The 16,197-nt window shown below is 70.2% G+C and carries 14 protein-coding genes and 1 pseudogene; 7 read left to right on the top strand and 8 right to left on the bottom strand.

What is annotated here, in order from left to right; all coding sequences use genetic code 11:
- A complete protein-coding gene (locus ACWEV3_RS28395; RefSeq protein ID WP_452616811.1) occupies nt 1-990 on the bottom strand; it encodes an Acg family FMN-binding oxidoreductase in 990 nt (329 codons plus the stop codon).
- Between the two features lie 116 nt (nt 991-1,106).
- On the opposite strand from ACWEV3_RS28395, the gene ACWEV3_RS28390 reads away from it, so the two are divergent.
- The 3 genes from ACWEV3_RS28390 to ACWEV3_RS28380 all read left to right on the top strand — a co-directional run bounded on the left by ACWEV3_RS28390 (nt 1,107) and on the right by ACWEV3_RS28380 (nt 4,857).
- Nucleotides 1,107-2,843 (top strand): GAF domain-containing protein, encoded by a 1,737-nt coding sequence (locus tag ACWEV3_RS28390; RefSeq protein ID WP_452616810.1) that lies wholly within the window; start codon nt 1,107-1,109, stop codon nt 2,841-2,843.
- Between the two features lie 278 nt (nt 2,844-3,121).
- Nucleotides 3,122-4,072 (top strand): ATP-binding cassette domain-containing protein, encoded by a 951-nt coding sequence (locus tag ACWEV3_RS28385; RefSeq protein ID WP_452616809.1) that lies wholly within the window; start codon nt 3,122-3,124, stop codon nt 4,070-4,072.
- Nucleotides 4,069-4,857: an ABC transporter permease gene (locus ACWEV3_RS28380; RefSeq protein WP_452616808.1), complete on the top strand. Its 789-nt coding sequence runs from the start codon at nt 4,069-4,071 to the stop codon at nt 4,855-4,857. The genes ACWEV3_RS28385 and ACWEV3_RS28380 overlap by 4 nt, the downstream gene beginning before the upstream one ends.
- Before the next feature lie 173 nt (nt 4,858-5,030).
- On the opposite strand, the gene ACWEV3_RS28375 is transcribed toward ACWEV3_RS28380, so the two are convergent.
- Both ACWEV3_RS28375 and ACWEV3_RS28370 read right to left on the bottom strand, forming a co-directional pair.
- Nucleotides 5,031-6,020 carry an LLM class flavin-dependent oxidoreductase gene (locus ACWEV3_RS28375; protein WP_452616807.1) on the bottom strand — a complete coding sequence of 330 codons (990 nt, stop codon included), beginning with the start codon at nt 6,018-6,020 and terminating at the stop codon, nt 5,031-5,033.
- 244 nt (nt 6,021-6,264) lie between these two features.
- A pseudogene (locus tag ACWEV3_RS28370) lies at nt 6,265-6,612 on the bottom strand (transglycosylase family protein); the annotation flags it as partial.
- A gap of 473 nt (nt 6,613-7,085) precedes the next feature.
- On the opposite strand from ACWEV3_RS28370, the gene ACWEV3_RS28365 reads away from it, so the two are divergent.
- Complete coding sequence (locus tag ACWEV3_RS28365) at nt 7,086-7,778, top strand: heparin lyase I family protein (RefSeq protein ID WP_452616806.1); 693 nt, start codon at nt 7,086-7,088, stop codon at nt 7,776-7,778.
- A gap of 51 nt (nt 7,779-7,829) precedes the next feature.
- Complete coding sequence (locus ACWEV3_RS28360) at nt 7,830-8,495, top strand: peptidylprolyl isomerase (protein WP_452616805.1); 666 nt, start codon at nt 7,830-7,832, stop codon at nt 8,493-8,495.
- Nucleotides 8,496-8,689: 194 nt separating this feature from the next.
- On the opposite strand, the gene ACWEV3_RS28355 is transcribed toward ACWEV3_RS28360, so the two are convergent.
- The 3 genes from ACWEV3_RS28355 to ACWEV3_RS28345 form a co-directional block, all read right to left on the bottom strand.
- Nucleotides 8,690-10,234: an FAD-dependent monooxygenase gene (locus ACWEV3_RS28355; RefSeq protein ID WP_452616838.1), complete on the bottom strand. Its 1,545-nt coding sequence runs from the start codon at nt 10,232-10,234 to the stop codon at nt 8,690-8,692.
- An 80-nt stretch (nt 10,235-10,314) separates the two neighbouring features.
- Nucleotides 10,315-10,941 carry an acyl-CoA-like ligand-binding transcription factor gene (locus tag ACWEV3_RS28350; protein WP_452616804.1) on the bottom strand — a complete coding sequence of 209 codons (627 nt, stop codon included), beginning with the start codon at nt 10,939-10,941 and terminating at the stop codon, nt 10,315-10,317.
- A gap of 179 nt (nt 10,942-11,120) precedes the next feature.
- Entirely contained in the window at nt 11,121-12,464 is a 1,344-nt protein-coding gene (locus ACWEV3_RS28345; protein ID WP_452616803.1) for an MFS transporter, read from the bottom strand.
- A gap of 348 nt (nt 12,465-12,812) precedes the next feature.
- On the opposite strand from ACWEV3_RS28345, the gene ACWEV3_RS28340 reads away from it, so the two are divergent.
- Both ACWEV3_RS28340 and ACWEV3_RS28335 read left to right on the top strand, forming a co-directional pair.
- Entirely contained in the window at nt 12,813-13,979 is a 1,167-nt protein-coding gene (locus ACWEV3_RS28340) for an acyl-CoA dehydrogenase family protein (protein ID WP_452616802.1), read from the top strand.
- Between the two features lie 164 nt (nt 13,980-14,143).
- Nucleotides 14,144-15,340 carry a CaiB/BaiF CoA transferase family protein gene (locus ACWEV3_RS28335; protein ID WP_452616801.1) on the top strand — a complete coding sequence of 399 codons (1,197 nt, stop codon included), beginning with the start codon at nt 14,144-14,146 and terminating at the stop codon, nt 15,338-15,340.
- Here ACWEV3_RS28335 and ACWEV3_RS28330 read toward each other — a convergent pair.
- Together ACWEV3_RS28330 and ACWEV3_RS28325 are read right to left on the bottom strand one after the other, a co-directional pair.
- Entirely contained in the window at nt 15,337-15,513 is a 177-nt protein-coding gene (locus ACWEV3_RS28330) for a transposase (RefSeq protein ID WP_452616837.1), read from the bottom strand. The genes ACWEV3_RS28335 and ACWEV3_RS28330 overlap by 4 nt on opposite strands.
- Nucleotides 15,509-16,072, bottom strand: coding sequence for a dihydrofolate reductase family protein (locus ACWEV3_RS28325; RefSeq protein ID WP_452616800.1), 564 nt, complete (start codon nt 16,070-16,072; stop codon nt 15,509-15,511). The genes ACWEV3_RS28330 and ACWEV3_RS28325 overlap by 5 nt, the downstream gene beginning before the upstream one ends.
- Nucleotides 16,073-16,197 lie beyond the last annotated feature (125 nt).

The following is a 16,197-nucleotide window of genomic DNA, read 5'->3' as shown; positions in this document are numbered from 1 at the left end:
TCAGTTGCGGGCGACCACGTCGTCCAGGGAGCGTCGCGGCGTCGCGGGCACCGGCGATCCGTAGCCGATGCGCAGCACGGCCTGCGGCCACAGGCCGCCGCCGATGAGTTCGCGCAGCTCCTTGCGGGTGGTGGGCACCTCGACGATCTGGGAGATGAACGAGCTCGACAGCCCGGCGGCGGTGGCGGCCAGCAGCACGCGCTGCATCGCCATCCCGGCGTGCAGCTGCGCGGACACCCCGTCCTGGAACGAGCCGAGCACGCAGATCAGCGGCTCCGGCTCGAAGTCCTTGCCCGCCACCCGGGTGTTCGCCTGCCCGCGGCTGTAGTCGCGCAGCACCCATTCGTCCTGCGGCTCCGGCAGCGGCCCGCTGCTGCTCACGAGCACCCCGTCGGGCGAGCCCGAGTTGCGGCCCGTCCAGAACCGCAGCTCCGCCATGAACTCCGCATCCGAGAGCTGTGCGTCATGCGCCTGCTGGGCCAGCGCCTGCAGCTTCGGCAGCTGTTCGCGCTCCGGGATCGCCAGCCACGCGCGCTCGGCCTCCGCCGCCTGCCGCAGCTGGCTGTGCAGCGACCCCGGGACCGCGGTGGGCAGGAACGGCTTGCGATTGGTGCGGCGTCGCGGGATCGCGGCCGCGAGTTCGACATCCGTGGGCGTCGCCGGGCGCCGCCTGGCGGGGCGCACCATCGCGAGCAGGTCCGGTGTGCAGCGGTGCGGCAGCACGTTCACGTCCGGCTGCACCCCGGCCGCCCGCAACGCCAGCCGCAGGTTCAACAGCGCCGCGCCGCAGGCGAGCACCAGTTCGCGGTGCTCCGGGTCGGCCACCGGCACGGCGCGGGACCGGTCCGCGTGCAGCGCGATGGTGTCGGCCGTGCAGCGGAATCGCCAGGGCTGGCTGTTGTACAGCGACGGCGCGGAAGTGGCCTTGAGCAGAACATCCCGGACCTGGTCGGCCGTCAGGCACCCCACTGCGCCGATCGGCGTGTTCATCGGGCCTCCCTCCGGTCGCCTGCTGCCAGCGTGCCGGTGGCGGGCGCGGCGAACCAGAGTCGATCGTCACCACTCGGCACCCGGTGCGAATCGGTCGGACGTGCCACAGTAGACGCGTGAGCAGGGCGGACGCGCCGAGGCCCGGCGAGCCGCAGGACCCGTCGAGGTCGGTCGCGGACACGTTCTCCCGGTTGCGGCTGAGGGAGCTGTTGAACCAGGTCCAGGTGCGCATCGAGGAGATCATCGGGCTGCGCGAGCGGATGGACGGCGTGCTGTCGGCCGTACTCGCGATCTCGTCGGAGCTCGAACTCGACGCGGCGCTGCGGCGCATCGTGCACACCGCCATGGAGCTCGTCGACGCCCGCTACGGCGCCATCGGCGTGCTGGGCCCCGGCGGCGAGCTGTCGCAGTTCGTGTACGAGGGCATCGACGAGCCGACGAGGGAGCGCATCGGCTCGCTGCCCACGGGGCACGGCGTGCTCGGCGTGGTCATCGAGGCGGACAAGCCGCTGCGGCTGACCGAAATCTCCGACCACCCGGCTTCGATCGGGTTCCCGGCGCACCACCCCCCGATGCGCGGCTTCCTCGGCGTGCCGATCCGCGCCCGGCAGGAGACGTTCGGGCGGCTGTACCTGACGGAGAAGCGCGGCGGTGGGGAGTTCACCGAGGACGACGAGGTCGTCATGCAGGCGCTGGCCGGCGCGGCGGGCATCGCGGTGGACAACGCCCGGTTGTTCGAGGAGGTCCGCCGCCGGGAGCGCTGGCTGGACGCCACCGGCGAGATCACCGCGGAACTGCTGGCGGGCACCGATCCCATCGACGCGCTGCAGATGATCGCCGAGCGGGCGGCGGAGCTCACCGCCGCCGACTACGCCCTGGTCGCGGTGCCCGCGGCCGGCGAGGACGCGGCGGAGGTGACCGACCTCGTCATCACCGTGTCCGTCGGGCTGGACATCGAAGACCTGGCGCACCGGACTATCCCGGTCAGCGGTTCCACCACCGGGCAGGTGTTCCGGGAGCGGTTGCCGCGCAACGTCTCGAACCTCGCCTTCGACATCACCGAGGGCAATGTCGTGCAGTTCGGCGCCGCGCTCGCGGTTCCGATGCGGGCCGACGAGACCACGTCCGGCGTGCTGCTCACCGCGCGCGATGCCGGGGCGCCGGGATTCGACGAGAACCAGCTGCAGGTGGTGTCCTCGTTCGCCGACCAGGCGGCGCTGGCCCTGCAGCGCGCCGAAGCGCAGGCCGCCCGCCGGGAGCTCGACGTGCTGGCCGACCGCGACCGCATCGCGCGCGACCTGCACGACCACGTCATCCAGCGGTTGTTCGCCATCGGCATGGCGATGCAGGGCACGCAGCGCCGCGCGAAGGTGCCGATCGTGGCCGCCCGGCTGACCGAGCACATCGACCAGCTGCACGAGGTGATCCAGGACCTCCGCGCCAGCATCTTCGACCTGCAGGCCACCGCGGAGAGCGCGGTGCGGTTCCGGGCGCGGGTGCAGCGCGTCGTCACCGACGTGGTCGGCGACAGCCCGATCCGCATCACCGTGCGGATGGCGGGCCCGCTCGACGTGCTGCCGCCGAAGCTGGCCGAGAACGCCGAGGCGGTCGTGCTGGAGGCGGTGAGCAACACGATCCGGCATGCGCGGGCATCGGAGCTGTCGGTCGCGATCGCCCTGGACGACACCCTGTCGATCGAGGTGACCGACAACGGCATCGGCATCCCGGCCGACGTCACGCCCAGCGGCCTGCGCAACCTCGCGGAGCGCGCGGATCAGCTGGGCGGGCAGTGCGCGGTTCGGCCGCTGCCGACGGGCGGAACCAGCGTGCGCTGGAGCGCCCCCCTGCGCTGATCGTCGTCGACGCGGTCATGTTCGTGCTGTCCGTCCGCAATTTCCATTGAAATCGAACCTTCGATTTCAATGGAAATTGCGGCTGAAACCGGTCTGGCCGCGCGTCCACCTGGCCTTTCGTGTCGCGGTTGTTGGTCCTTGGCGTCTAGGTGAGCCAAAGTGGCTTGATTGAGTGCCAGTATGGTGCCATAGTGATGCCATCGATCTCGTGGGGTCGCGGAACCGGCGGTCGGCCCGGTGATCGCGATCAACGCGTTGCTACGACGGAAGGAGGGGGCATGGCTGGACGATCCGCCATCGCGGCCCGCGGGCTGCGGAAGTCGTTCGGGGACAAGGTCGTGCTCGACGGCATCGACCTGGACATCCCGCAGGGCAGCATCTACTCGCTGCTGGGCCCCAACGGCGCGGGCAAGACCACCACCGTGCAGATCCTGTCCACGCTCATCCGCGCCGACGCCGGGCACATCCGCGTCGCCGGGCACGACCTGGCCGACGGTCCCGACGCGGTGCGCGCCGCGATCGGCGTCACCGGCCAGTTCTCGGCGGTCGACAACCTGCTCACCGCCGAGGAGAACCTGCTCCTGATGGCCGACCTGCACCACCTGCGCCGCCCCGTCGGCCGGCAGCGGGCCGCGGAGCTGCTGGAGCGGTTCGACCTGGTCGAGGTGGGCCGGAAGCCGGCAGCGACCTGCTCCGGCGGCATGCGGCGGCGGCTCGACCTCGCGATGACGCTGGTCGGTGATCCGCGCGTCATCTTCCTCGACGAACCGACCACCGGGCTGGACCCGCGCAGCCGCCGGACCATGTGGCAGATCATCCGCGACCTGGTGGCCGGTGGCGTCACGATCTTCCTGACCACGCAGTACCTGGAGGAGGCGGATCAGCTCGCCGACCGGATCGCCGTGCTCGACCACGGGCGGCTGGTCGCCGAAGGCACCGCGGCCGAGCTCAAGCGCCGGATCCCGGGCGGCCACGTCAGCCTGCGGTTCGCCGGTGCCGCCGAGCTCGCCGCGGCGGCCCGGAACTTCCGCGACGTCGCCCGCGACGACGAGGCGCTCACCCTGCAGATCCCCAACGACGGCAGCGTTCCGGCGCTGCGCGGCCTGCTGGACCGCCTCGACGCCGAGTCGATCAAGCCCGACGCGCTGTCCGTGCACACCCCCGACCTCGACGACGTCTTCCTCGCCCTCACCGGCCGCCCCGACAACGAGAAGGAGCCGCTCCGATGAGCACCCTTTCCCACGCCGCGAGCGATTCGATGACGATGCTGCGCCGGAACCTGCTGCACGCGCTGCGCTATCCGGGCATGTCGTTGTCGGTGATCGGCATGCCGATCGTGATGATGCTGCTGTTCGTCTACGTCCTCGGCGGCGTGCTGGGCGCCGGGCTCGGGGTCGCGGCAGGGGGCGCCGGGTACATCGACTACGTCGCGCCCGGGATCATCCTGATGGCCGCGACGTCCGGGTCCGTGGCGGCGTCGGTGTCGGTCTGCGTGGACATGACCGAGGGCATCATCAACCGGTTCCGCACCATGGCGATCTCCCGGGCGTCGGTGCTGACCGGGCACGTGGTCGGCAGCGTGATCCAGACGATGATCAGCGTCGTGCTGGTCGTGCTCGTCGCGTTGCTGCTGGGTTTCCGGCCCACCGGCGGACCGCTGGCGTGGCTCGGCGCCCTCGGCCTGCTCGCGCTGCTGGCGCTCGCGCTCACCTGGGTGTCGGTCGCGATGGGCCTGGTCGCCAGGAGCGCCGAGACGGCGAGCAACGTCGGCCTGCCGTTGATGTTCCTGCCGTTCCTCGGCAGCGCGTTCGTGCCCACCGACTCGATGCCGGCCGGGTTGCGCTGGTTCGCCGAGCACCAGCCCTTCACCCCGATCATCGAGACGGTGCGCGGACTGCTGATGGGCACCCCGGTCGGCGCGAACGCGGTGCTCGCCGTCGCCTGGCCGGTCGCGATCGCGCTCGCCGGCTACCTGTGGGCGCGGGCGGCGTTCCGGCGCGAGCCCACCCGCTGATCAGGGTTTTTGATCTACGTCCTTGGAGCGGCGCAGTACCTGCGCAACTCGCATCGCCGCGGGTTCTCAGGCTGTGCCCGCCCTTATCGGGCCACTGGCGAGGCCGGTCCCCGACGCCGCGCATTGGTCATACGCAAGAGTCGGGGATCCCGCAGCCAGGCGGTGACCGTCGATCAGGCCGGGACCAGGCCGCGGACGTCGGCGAGGAGTTCGAGCGAGCGGCGCCATGCCCCGCGGTCGGGCGCCGCGGACACGACGATCAGCTCGTCGGCCTGGGACCGCTCGGCGAACCGGTCCAGGTAGTCGTCGACCTCGGCGGGCGTGCCGACCGCCGAGTACTTGGCCATCTGCAGGACCTGCTGCCCGGCCGGGGAAGCGAGGATCGCGTCCGCCTCGTCCGGGGTGAATTCCCTGCCCTGGCCGAGCATTCGGGCCACCCGGTAGCGCTTCGCCGCCTGGAAGTGCTCCTCGGCCTCGTCGGTGGTGTCCGCCGCGATCACGTTGACCCCGGCGATCACGTACGGCTCGGCGAGCTGCGCGGACGGCTGGAACTCCTGCCGGTACAGCGAAACGGCGGCCTCCAGCGCGTCGGGAGCGAAGTGCGAAGCGAACGAGTAGGGCAGGCCGAGCAGCGCCGCGAGCCTGGCGCCGAACAGGGAGGAACCGAGGATGTACAGCGGCACGTTGGTCCCCGCGCCCGGCGTCGCGTTGATCCCGGGGACCCGGGTCTCGCCCGACAGGTATCCCTGCAGTTCCAGCACGTCCTGCGGGAACGTCTCGGCCGAGGACGGGTCGCGGCGCAGCGCCCGCATCGTCTTCTGGTCGCTGCCCGGGGCCCGGCCGAGGCCGAGGTCGATCCGCCCCGGGAACAGCGTTTCGAGGGTGCCGAACTGCTCGGCGATGGTCAGCGGCGCGTGGTTGGGCAGCATCACGCCGCCGGCGCCGAGCCGGATGGTCTTGGTGTGCGCGGCGACGTGGCCGATCAGCACGCTGGTGGCCGACGACGCGATCGACGACATGTTGTGGTGCTCGGCGTACCAGATCCGCCGGTAGCCCAGCGATTCGGCGCGTTGCGCCAGGTCAACGCTCGCGGTGAAGCTATCGGCGGCCGTCTCGCCAGGGCCGATGTGTGCCAGATCGAGAATGGAGAGGGCAACGGCCACGGCGGCATCAGCCTTTCATCGCGTGCGACAGGCGCGAGGCAGCCGCCCCGCGCGGCAGGGATAACGGAACAGTCGCCCCGGTTATTCCGCGATCGCCGGGCAGTGGGGCTCGTCACGTCGCCGCGGGGCGAGCGTTGGTCCAGGTGCTCGCCCGTGAGTGTTTTGGGGTGCTATGACGCCCCAAAGCACTCACGGGTCCTGAGCAGCGGACCTGCTCCATCCACACCGGAGGTCAGCGGGTCAGGCCAGCCTTCTTCGAGCACACCGGCCAGGCCTTCGGGCCCTGCTTCTCGAGGACCTTCTCGGCGACCGCGATCTGCTGTTCGCGCGTTGCCTGGGAGGCCTTGGGGGCGTAGTCCTTGCCGCCGAACGCGGCCCAGGTGGACTGGGTGAACTGCAGGCCGCCGTAGTAGCCGTTGCCGGTGTTGGCCTTCCAGTTGCCGGAGCTCTCGCACTTCGCCACGGCGTCCCAAGTGGACGCCGAGGCGGCGTTGGCGGGGATGGCCGTGGCCAGGGGAGCGGCGGCGATCAGGCCGGCGAACGCCACTCGGGCGGCGATGCGGGCGGCCGTGCGCTTCGGGGTACGCGTCATGGGCGGTCTCCTGCTGGCGCCTGCGAGCGGGCACGTTCGTGCCGCGGGTGGGCGTGCGGGGACGCCGCCGGAACCCGGTTCGGGGTGCTCGCCCCTGCCCAGTCGTTCGTTCGGGGGGTGGGAAGCCGCGCGGGGCAGGGTTCGGCGCTGCGAGCTTCCGCGTCGGTTCGGGGATCCGACTGGCGGACACGCTACGTAGTCGACACTGGCGGGCCAACTCTGAAATCCCGCGATCGCCGCAGCGGGAAGCGCCACAAGATCCTGATGATCTGGCGTTCGTGCTGGTGAATGACGAAATATCTACTGACTACAGTTAGTGATGTTCAATCTGACATTCACTCATGTGGGTTACATGGGTGTGGAGTGGGCGTCCGGCGGTTCGGGTGACGCCCCTGGACGCCGGCCGCCGGCATCCGGTAGATCTGGCCTTCCGCCGCCGGAAGGGAACGATCATGGCCGGGAGATTTCCCGCCGTGGCCCTGTTGGCGGCGGCGCTCGTCGTGGCGTCCGCGCCCCCAGCAGCAGCCGCGGCCATCTGGGACGGCGACGCCGCGCACGGCAAGGGCGTGTTCGCCCACATCGGCTCGGAATGCGCCGCGCCGGGCAGCGTCACGGCCGTCGACGATCCGGAGCACGGCGCGGTGTGGCGCTACGACAAGCCCGCCGAGAGCCGGCGGTGCGAGAGCCGCGGCATCGCCATCGACGGCAAGGAGCACGACTTCGAGAACGGCTCCACCTACTACCTCGGCTGGCGCAGCAAGCTCTCCAGCACCGTCGACAACAACGCCACCTTCCAGTGGAAGTCCTACGGCAGCCACATCCAGAACTACCCGGTCGTCCTCAAGGTGATCGACGGCAAGCTCTCGCTGCTGCAACGCCAACCGGACGCCACGCGCATCATCTGGGAGCACCCGATCGCGGCGGGGGAGTGGCACAGCATCGTCCTCGGCCTGCACCTGTCCGACGAGACCACCGGCGGCTGGGTCGAGTTCTGGTTCAACGGCGAGCAGCAGACCTTCAGCGACGGCTCGAAGCGCTGGGCGTGCCGCACCTTCGACAGCGAGAACCACCCGAAGTGGGGCGTCTACGGGGCCGAGGGCGACGACGTGGTCAACGAGATCGATGCGCTCAAGGTCGGCACCGACTACGCCGACGTCGCGCCCTGACTGCTGCTTTCGTCGGTATCTACCGGTCGCGCGGCTGGCTAGGTTCTTCGCATGAAAATGCGTTGGTTAGCCGGGGTGCTCGGCATCATGCTCACCACGGTCACGATGGGCGCTGCGGAGGCCCAGCCGCAGCAGTGGTCGAGTCCGCGCACGATGTGCGAGTACATCCCGACGCCGGAGAACCCGGCCGCGCGACCGGTCCGGCCGCCGCATCCCGCGGCCAAGAACGAGGGCACGGTCCACGCCACGATCCGGACCAACCACGGCGACGTGGTCGTCGAGCTCGACCGCGCGAACGCGCCGTGCGCGGTGCACAACCTCGTGCACCTGGCCCGCAAGGACTTCTACGACGACTCCCGCTGCTGGCGGCTGACCAACTCGGCGCGGCTCGGCGTGCTGCAGTGCGGCGACATCTACTCGGTGGAGAAGGGCGGCCCGGGCTACCGGTTCGCCGACGAGGTCACCGGCGCCGAGACCTACCCGCGCGGCACCATCGCGATGGGCAACCAGGGGCCGGACACCAACGGCAGCCAGTTCTTCATCGTGCACTCGCATGCCAACATCAAGCCCGGGTACACGGTGCTGGGCCGGGTCGTGGAGGGCATGGACGTGCTCGACGAGATCGTCGCGGGCGGCATCATCCCGGGCGAAGGCGGCGACCAGGACGGCGAGCCGGTCCTGCCGGTGGAGATCGAGAACATCAAGATTCGCCGCTGAAAGGAGGTTTTTCAGAATGGGCTTGCGTGGCGGTGCGGGTGGCGGAATCTCAGACGCCGCCCTGGACTGTGGGAGCCCCGACTTGCGTATGACCACGCGGCATCGGGGCTGTCCTCGCCAGACGACATCTGAGAACCCGCGGCGGTGCGAGCTGAGTCCCACACCGCATGCGGCTGACGCCGCATTCTGAACCCCTAGGGCGAACCGGGGCCGAACCACGTGGTCAGGGCCTCGCGGAGGCTGCGTCGCTCCTGGGCGTCCGGTTGTGCCGAACTCGACGCCCAGGCGACGTAGCCGTCCGGCCGCAGCAGCATCGCGGTCGGCGAAGTCCCGGCGCGGCCGCTGACCGCCTCCACCCGGTCGGTCCAGCCGGCGAGGTCTTCGGACAGCCCGGCGCCCTCGGTCATGTCCAGCAGGAGCGGCCGGGCGTTCGCGGTCAGCTCGGCGAGCCGGACGCTGCCGGTCCCGGTGTCGAGCACCAGGTCGGGCGCCCACCGGCCGATCAGCGGGTGCGTTGCGCTGGTGCCCATCTCGTAGCGGATGTCCGCGCCCGCCATCATGTCCGCGATGTGCTTGATGTTGCGCGGCTCGTGGAGGAGCTCGCCGAAGAGCTCCCGCAGCGCGGTGGTCTCGCCACCGGGCGCGAGCAGCGCCGACTGGGCCTGGGTGTGCATGACCACTCGCCGGGCCACCGGCCGCCGCTCGGCTTCGTAGCTGTCCAGCAAGCCGGGCGGCGCCCAGCCCTGCAGCTCGGCCGCGAGCTTCCAGCCCAGGTTCGCGGTGTCCTGCAGGCCCAGGTTCAGGCCGGGGCCGCCGATCGCCGAATGCACGTGGGCGGCATCGCCGACCAGCAGCACCCGCCGGTCCCGGTACCGGTCCGCCAGCCGGGTGTTGCCGCCCGTCAACCGGCGCGTGAGGTGCGGGCCGTCGCCTTCCGGCGGCTCCAGCGGCAGGTCAACCCCGAGCACCCGGCGTGCGCTCGCGCGCAGTTCGTCCAGCGTCAGCGCGGTTTCGTCCGCCCCTGCCGAGCCCCACTCCATTGTGGACACGGCCGTTCGGCCGTCGAGGAACGGTGCGTACGCCAGCACTCCTCGCTCGGTGCGGTGGTGCATGAACGGCGGGATGACGCCGTAGCCGGGGACGTCCAGGCCGCCCGTCGCCGGATCGACCAGCGAGCTCGGAATGCTGACGTGCGCGAGGCGCGAAACGACGTTCTCCTTGGTGACGCCGGAGAAACCGATGCCGGAGAGCTTGCGCGTCGGGCTGTGCCCGCCGTCCGCGCCGACCAGGTAGTGGGCGCGCAGCCGGTAGTGGCCGTCCGGCCCGGCGACGTCGATGGCGACCGCGTCGTCGTCCTGGGCCAGTCCGACGAGTTCGTGCCCCCAGCGGATTTCCACGCCGAGCTCGACGGCGCGTTCTTCCAGGACCTGCTCGATGCGGCGTTGCGGCATCTGCATCAGGTACATCGGGTTGTCCTCGATGGCGCTCAGGTCCAGCGGCATCGCGCCGAACACGAACACCGGAGCGGGCTGCGGCGGCTCGGGGCTCCCGCTGAAGCGCTGGTGCAGGCCTCGGCGGTCGAGCATCCGCACCACCTGCCCGACCAGGCCGTTGGCCCGCTGTGCGGTCGCGCGCTCCGGGAGGCGTTCGAGCACCAGCGGCTTCGTTCCGGCCAGGCTCAGCTCGCAGGCCAGCATCAGCCCGTTCGGGCCGGCGCCCGCGATCACGACATCGGCGATCACGAGTTTTCTCCTTGTTCTGGCGGAAAAAGGCATGGTCGATCGACCCGGCGGCGCCGGGTCGTCCGGTTGTGGGGTCGTCAGGGGATGGGCAGTCCGTTGGCGAGCTGCTGGAACGCGTCGCGCAGCACCGGAGCCATCGGGGTGGGCTCTTCGGCGCTCAGCCAGTGCTCGATGGATGCGGCGATCGCGACTCCGACCGCTCCGGCCACCAACCGCGGGTAGATGTCGCGCGCCGGGTCGGTGCCGGTGCGCTCGGCGATGGCGGCGGCGAGCTCGGCCTCGGCCGTGGCGTTGGCCCTGATGAACTCGCCCTGCAGTGCCGGTTCGGAAACCATCAGCCGAACGCCGTCGACCCACTGCCGGTCCGGTTGGTCCTCGCCGGTGCCCTGCCCCAGGGAGAAGCGGGCCATCGCGGCGTTGGTGATGGCCTCCCACAGCGGCTCGGATTCCGGCCGCGCGCGCAGTTCCACCGAGATCTGGCGGGCTCGTTCCAGGTGTCGCGCGGCGATGGCCTCGCCCTTGCCGGCGAAGTAGTTGTTGAAGGTGCGCGGGGATACGCCGACCTCGGCGGCGATGTCCTCGACGCGCACGTTGTCGAATCCCCGCTCCACGGCGAGGCGGATGGCCGCCCAGCTCAGGGCGAGGCGGGTCTCCTGCTTCTTGCGCTCCCGCAAGCCCGGCCGCTCGCGATCCTCGGCATCCATGACGACCACGCTACTGGAATTTTGCGGAGCACGCAAAAATGCGCGATCAGAAAAAATTGTCACCTGCGTTCACGAGACGGCGCGGCCGGAGGATGGCGATTTCGCGCGAAAACGCCGCCCGGCGAGGTGCCGGGCGGCGGATGGGGCTTGGGGCCGCGGATCGGGCAGTCCCGGGACGGTCAGGATCGGACGGCTTCCTCTGCGGGCGCGGGTTCGGCAGCCTCTGCCCTCTTCGTCTGGTCGAACAGCGCGCCCACGCCGATGAACAGCGCCCCGGCGACGAACAGCAGCGAGACGCCCCAGGTGGCGTGCGTGGGCGACGCCGTCACCAGCGCCAGCGCCGCGAGCGGGGCGAGGCCGCCGGAGAAGGCCCCGCCGACCTCCCGGCCGGTGCCGAGGCCGGACACCCGCACCTTGGTGGGGAACTGCTGGGAGAGGAACGCGCCCTGCGCGGCCAGCATCGCGGGCACTACCACGCCGGTGGCGAGGATCAGCGCGATCCAGATGTAGAGGCTCTGGCCTGAGTCGAGCAGCCAGAAGAACGGGAACGCCAGTGCCGCCGTGGCGATCGCGCCGGTGACGATCACCTTCTTGGCGCCCACCGAGTCGCAGATGCGGCCCGCGATGGGCACGGTGAGGATCGCGCACGCGCTGGCCAGCGAGATGCCGAACGCGCCGACGTTGGCCGCGACGTCGCGGAATTCGCTGAGGTAGGACAGCGAGAACGTCTTGAAGATGTAGCTGACGCCGTTGTAGCCGATGGTGATCGCCATGACCACGGCCAGGCCGCGCCAGTCCGACTTGATCAGCGAGCGCAGCGGCTTGGCCTTCTTGCGGGCCGAGGTGTCACGCGCGATCTTCTCGAACTCCGGCGTCTCGGGCATCTGGCGGCGCACCCAGAAGCCGAGCGCGACGAGGAGGAAGCTGGCGATGAACGGGATGCGCCAGCCCCAGTCGTAGAGGAACTCGTTGCCGAAGCTCGTCAGCACCGTCACGGTGAGCGACGAGACGAACAGCCCGATGTTGACGCCCAGCGCCGGCCACGAGCCCAGCCGGCCGCGCGACTTCGCGTCGGCGTGCTCGTAGGCCACCGCGATCGCGCTGCCCAGCTCGGCGCCCGCGCCGAGGCCCTGCAGCAGGCGCAGGACCACCAGCAGGATCGGCGCGACGATGCCGGCCGAGGAGTAGGTCGGCAGCAGGCCGATCAGCCCGGAGGAGATGCCCATCAGCAGGAACGTCGCCGACAGCACGATCTTGCGCCCGTACTTGTCGCCGAGGATCCCGAAGACGATGCCGCCGAACGGGCGGGCGAGGAAGCCGACCGCGAAGGTCGCCATCGCCGCCAGGGTGGCGGTGGTGGGGTTGCTCGCCGGGAAGAACAGGCGCCCGAACACCAGGGCGGCCATCGAGGCGTAGAGGTAGAAGTCGAACCACTCGAGGGCGGATCCGATCACTACGGCGGGTCCGACGGCCTTGCGGGAGGACGGCTCGGGGCGAGCCGTCGCGCCATTGTGCAGCGTCATTGCTTGGGTCCCTCTTGACGGGTGGTCGTCGATGCGTGGTCGATCACGATGTGGTTGTTCGGATATAGGAACTGCGGCGAATCTAGGAAGTGAACCGGGTCACTGTCAAGCGGTTCGCCGCGGGTAGTCGCCCGGCTCCTGATTTGTGCTGGTTTTCGTCGATCTTCATGCGCTTCGGGGCCGCGATCCGACGGTTGACAGACCGGGTGCCGGTCGATCATCGTGTCCCGGTAGCTGGATTAGTTGTTCGTATTTAGGAACAGATCATCGCGTGGTCGGTCCGCGGCCCGGGTTGGTCGACGTGTCGCCGCTGGTACGGGCACCAGGCACGCCGGAAAGGAAAGCGCCATGCACTTCGAACTGACCCCGGACCAGCAGTCCCTGCGGGCGGGCGCGCGCGAACTGGCGCGCAGCTTCCCCGACGAGTACTGGGCCGAGCGCGACGCGAACAACGAGTTCCCGTGGGACTTCTACAACGCCTTCGCCGAGGGCGGCTGGCTGGGCATCGCCATCCCCGAGGAGTACGGCGGCGGCGGGCTCGGCATCCTCGAAGCGGCGCTGCTGCTGGAAGAGGTGGCCGCCTCGGGCGCCGGGATGAACGGCTGCAGCACCATGCACCTGACGATCTTCGGCCTCAACACGATCGTCAAGCACGGCAGCGAGGAACTGCGCAAGGAGGTCCTCCCGGCGGCGGCCGAGGGTTCGCTGCACGTCTGCTTCGGCGTCACCGAGCCCGACGCGGGCACCGACACGACCCGGATCTCCACGTTCGCCAAGCCCGTGCCCGGTGGCTACGTCATCAACGGCCGCAAGGTGTGGATCACCAAGGCGGGCGACTCGCAGAAGATGGTGCTGATCGCCCGCACCACCCGGCGCGAGGAGGTCGACCGCGCGACCGACGGTATGTCGCTGTTCCTCATCGACATCGACCCCGAGCACGTGCACCTGAGCCCGATCCCCAAGCTGGGCCGTAATGCGGTCGCCTCCTACGAGGTCGTCATCGACGACCTGTTCGTGCCCGAGAGCGCCCGCGTCGGCGCCGAGGGGCAGGGCTTCAAATACCTGCTCGACGGCCTCAACCCGGAGCGGATCCTGCTGGCCCACGAGGCGCTGGGCATCGGCCGGGCCGCGCTCGACCGCGCGGTGCGCTACGCGAAGGAACGCGTCGTCTTCGACCGGCCCATCGGCCAGAACCAGGGCATCGCGTTCCCGCTCGCCGAGGCGGCGACCCGGCTCGACGCGGCCGAGCTGATGGCCCGCAACGCGGCGTGGCGCTACGACCAGGGCCTGTCCTGCGGGCGGGAGGCGAACATGGCCAAGTGGCTGTGCGCCGACGCCGGCTTCCAGGCGGCCGACCAGGCGATCCAGACCCACGGCGGCATGGGCTACGCCCGCGAGTACCACGTGGAGCGGTACTTCCGGGAGTCGCGCATCCTCCGCCTCGCCCCGGTCAGCCAGGAAATGGTCTTGAACTACGTGTCCAACCACGTCCTCGGCCTGCCCAAGTCGTATTGAGGTTTTCCAGCCTCGTCTTGCGTGGCGGTGCGGGTGGCGGACGTGCAGCTCCGCGACCCGCGGCTGCGAGCCGACCAGGATGAAAACGCTCACCGAGAACGCGCCGGGGTCGCCTTGCGCGCAGGAAGTTCCGCAACCACTGATCGAAACGGGGATCTCCGCTCATGACCGCTCCGAACGGCAGCCTCCGCGGCGTTCGCGTCCTCGACCTGTCGCGCATCCTCGCCGGTCCGCTGTGCACCCAGATGCTGGCCGACCACGGCGCCGAGGTGATCAAGGTCGAGCCGCCCGCGGGCGACGACACGCGCACCTGGGGGCCGCCGTTCGTCAGCGAGACCATGAGCGCCTACCACACGGGGATCAACCGCAACAAGAACAACATCTGCCTGGACTTCGCCTCGCCGGGCGGGCAGCGGGTGCTCGACGAGCTGCTGCGGGACGCGGACGTCGTGGTGGAGAACTTCAAGGCGGGCACGCTGGCCAAGTGGGGTTTCTCCGACGAGGCGATCGCGGAGCGCTACCCCCGCCTGATCCACTGCCGCATCACCGGTTTCGGCGTCGACGGGCCGATGGGCGGCATGCCCGGCTACGACGCGATCCTGCAGGCCTACGGCGGGCTGATGAGCATCAACGGCGAGCCGTCCGGGCCGCCGCTGCGCGTCGGAGTGCCCATTGTGGACATGGTGACCGGGATCTACGCGTTCTCCGGCGTGCTGCTCGCGCTCCACGACCGGCACGCCACCGGGCGCGGCCAGCTGGTGGACTGCACGCTGCTCGACACCGCGATTTCGTTGCTGCACCCGCATTCCCCGGGCTGGCTGGTCTCCGGGAAGCTCCCGCAGCGCACCGGATCGGCGCACCCCTCCATCGCCCCGTACGACACCTTCGAGGCCGAGGACGGCCAGATCTTCATCGGGGTCGGCAACGACCGCCAGTTCCGCCACTTCGCGGAGCTGCTCGGCATCCCGGACATCGCCGACGAAGCGCGGTTCGCGACGAACGCCGACCGGGTCCGCAACGTCGCGGAGCTGCACCCGCTGATCATCGAGCGGATCGCCGCCCACCGCCGTCACGAGCTGGCCCGCAAGCTGCTGGACCGCGGCGTGCCTGCGACGCCGGTGCACGACGTGGGCGAAGCGCTGACCGATCCGCAGGTGCTGCACCGGAACATGGTGGTGGAGCGGGACGGCTACCGGGGCACCGGAATCCCGATCAAACTCGGCCGAACGCCCGGCGAGGTCCGCACGGCGCCGCGCGAGAAGGGTGCGGACACCCGCCGGATCCTCGCTTCCCTGGGTTACACGCCCGACCAGATCGCGGAGCTGATCGAGGCCGACATCGCCCGGAGCACCGACGCCTAGGGCGTGTCTCCTAAATGCGTGTCGGCGGCTCGGTAGGTGATGGCGAGTTTGTCGTAGCGGGTCGCGAGTCCGCGCCATTGTTCGATCAGGGAGAAGGAACGTTCGACGACGTTGCGGCGCTTGTAGGTCGCGGCGTCCAGTGCTGGTGGTCGCGCAGCGGAATCGCGCTCAATGCCTCTCGTACCTGGTCAGGACCGTCCCACCGGGAAACGCCCGCGTCTCCACCAGGTTCAGGTTCACCCAGCTGTCAAGCGTGGTGAAGAACGGCGTGCCGCCGCCCACCAGGACCGGATGGGTGACGATCTCGTACTCATCGACCAGCCCAGCCCGCATGGCCGCCCCGGCGAGCATTGCACCACCGACCCTCATCGGCCCGCCGTCCTCGGCCTTGAGCCGGGTGATCTCGGCGATCGCGTCGCCAGTCACCATGCGGGTGTTCCAGTCGACCTTGTCGATCGTCGTGGAGGAGAACAGCACCTTCGGCGTGTCCCGCCAGTTCCGCGCGAACTCGATCTCCGCCGGACTGGCGCCCGGCTGCTGGTCACCTGTCGGCCAGTAGGAACTCATCGTCTCCCACAGCCTGCGCCCGTACAGGAACAGGTCGATCGCCTGCTCCTGCTCGAGCCACCACTGGAACAGCTCGTCACTCGGCCGGCTCCAGCCGAGGTCGCCGCCGGCCGCGGCGATGTAGCCGTCCAGGCTCAGGTTCATACCGTAGATCAGTTTCCGCATGGCGCCATCCTCCCGTCAGCCGGTCTGAGGCGTATAGACAGGCGCGACGCGGGGAACTCATCGGTGCGAGCTCCCGGCTCGCACGGGTAGTCCTCATGTTCCGGACGCGGAGTGGCGTACGCACT

The organism is Saccharopolyspora sp. NPDC003752, from assembly GCF_053605825.1.
Note: the sequence above shows the minus strand (reverse complement) of the source record. Positions and strands in the feature narration are given on the sequence as shown.

Bases quoted from the DNA above. Each gene is read 5' to 3' on its own strand.
- ACWEV3_RS28395 (WP_452616811.1), bottom strand. From the start codon at position 990: ATGAACACGCCGATCGGCGCAGTGGGGTGCCTGACGGCCGACCAGGTC.
- ACWEV3_RS28385 (WP_452616809.1), top strand. From the start codon at position 3,122: ATGGCTGGACGATCCGCCATCGCGGCCCGCGGGCTGCGGAAGTCGTTC.
- ACWEV3_RS28380 (WP_452616808.1), top strand. From the start codon at position 4,069: ATGAGCACCCTTTCCCACGCCGCGAGCGATTCGATGACGATGCTGCGC.
- ACWEV3_RS28360 (WP_452616805.1), top strand. From the start codon at position 7,830: ATGAAAATGCGTTGGTTAGCCGGGGTGCTCGGCATCATGCTCACCACG.
- ACWEV3_RS28350 (WP_452616804.1), bottom strand. From the start codon at position 10,941: ATGGATGCCGAGGATCGCGAGCGGCCGGGCTTGCGGGAGCGCAAGAAG.
- ACWEV3_RS28345 (WP_452616803.1), bottom strand. From the start codon at position 12,464: ATGACGCTGCACAATGGCGCGACGGCTCGCCCCGAGCCGTCCTCCCGC.
- ACWEV3_RS28340 (WP_452616802.1), top strand. From the start codon at position 12,813: ATGCACTTCGAACTGACCCCGGACCAGCAGTCCCTGCGGGCGGGCGCG.
- ACWEV3_RS28335 (WP_452616801.1), top strand. From the start codon at position 14,144: ATGACCGCTCCGAACGGCAGCCTCCGCGGCGTTCGCGTCCTCGACCTG.
- ACWEV3_RS28325 (WP_452616800.1), bottom strand. From the start codon at position 16,072: ATGCGGAAACTGATCTACGGTATGAACCTGAGCCTGGACGGCTACATC.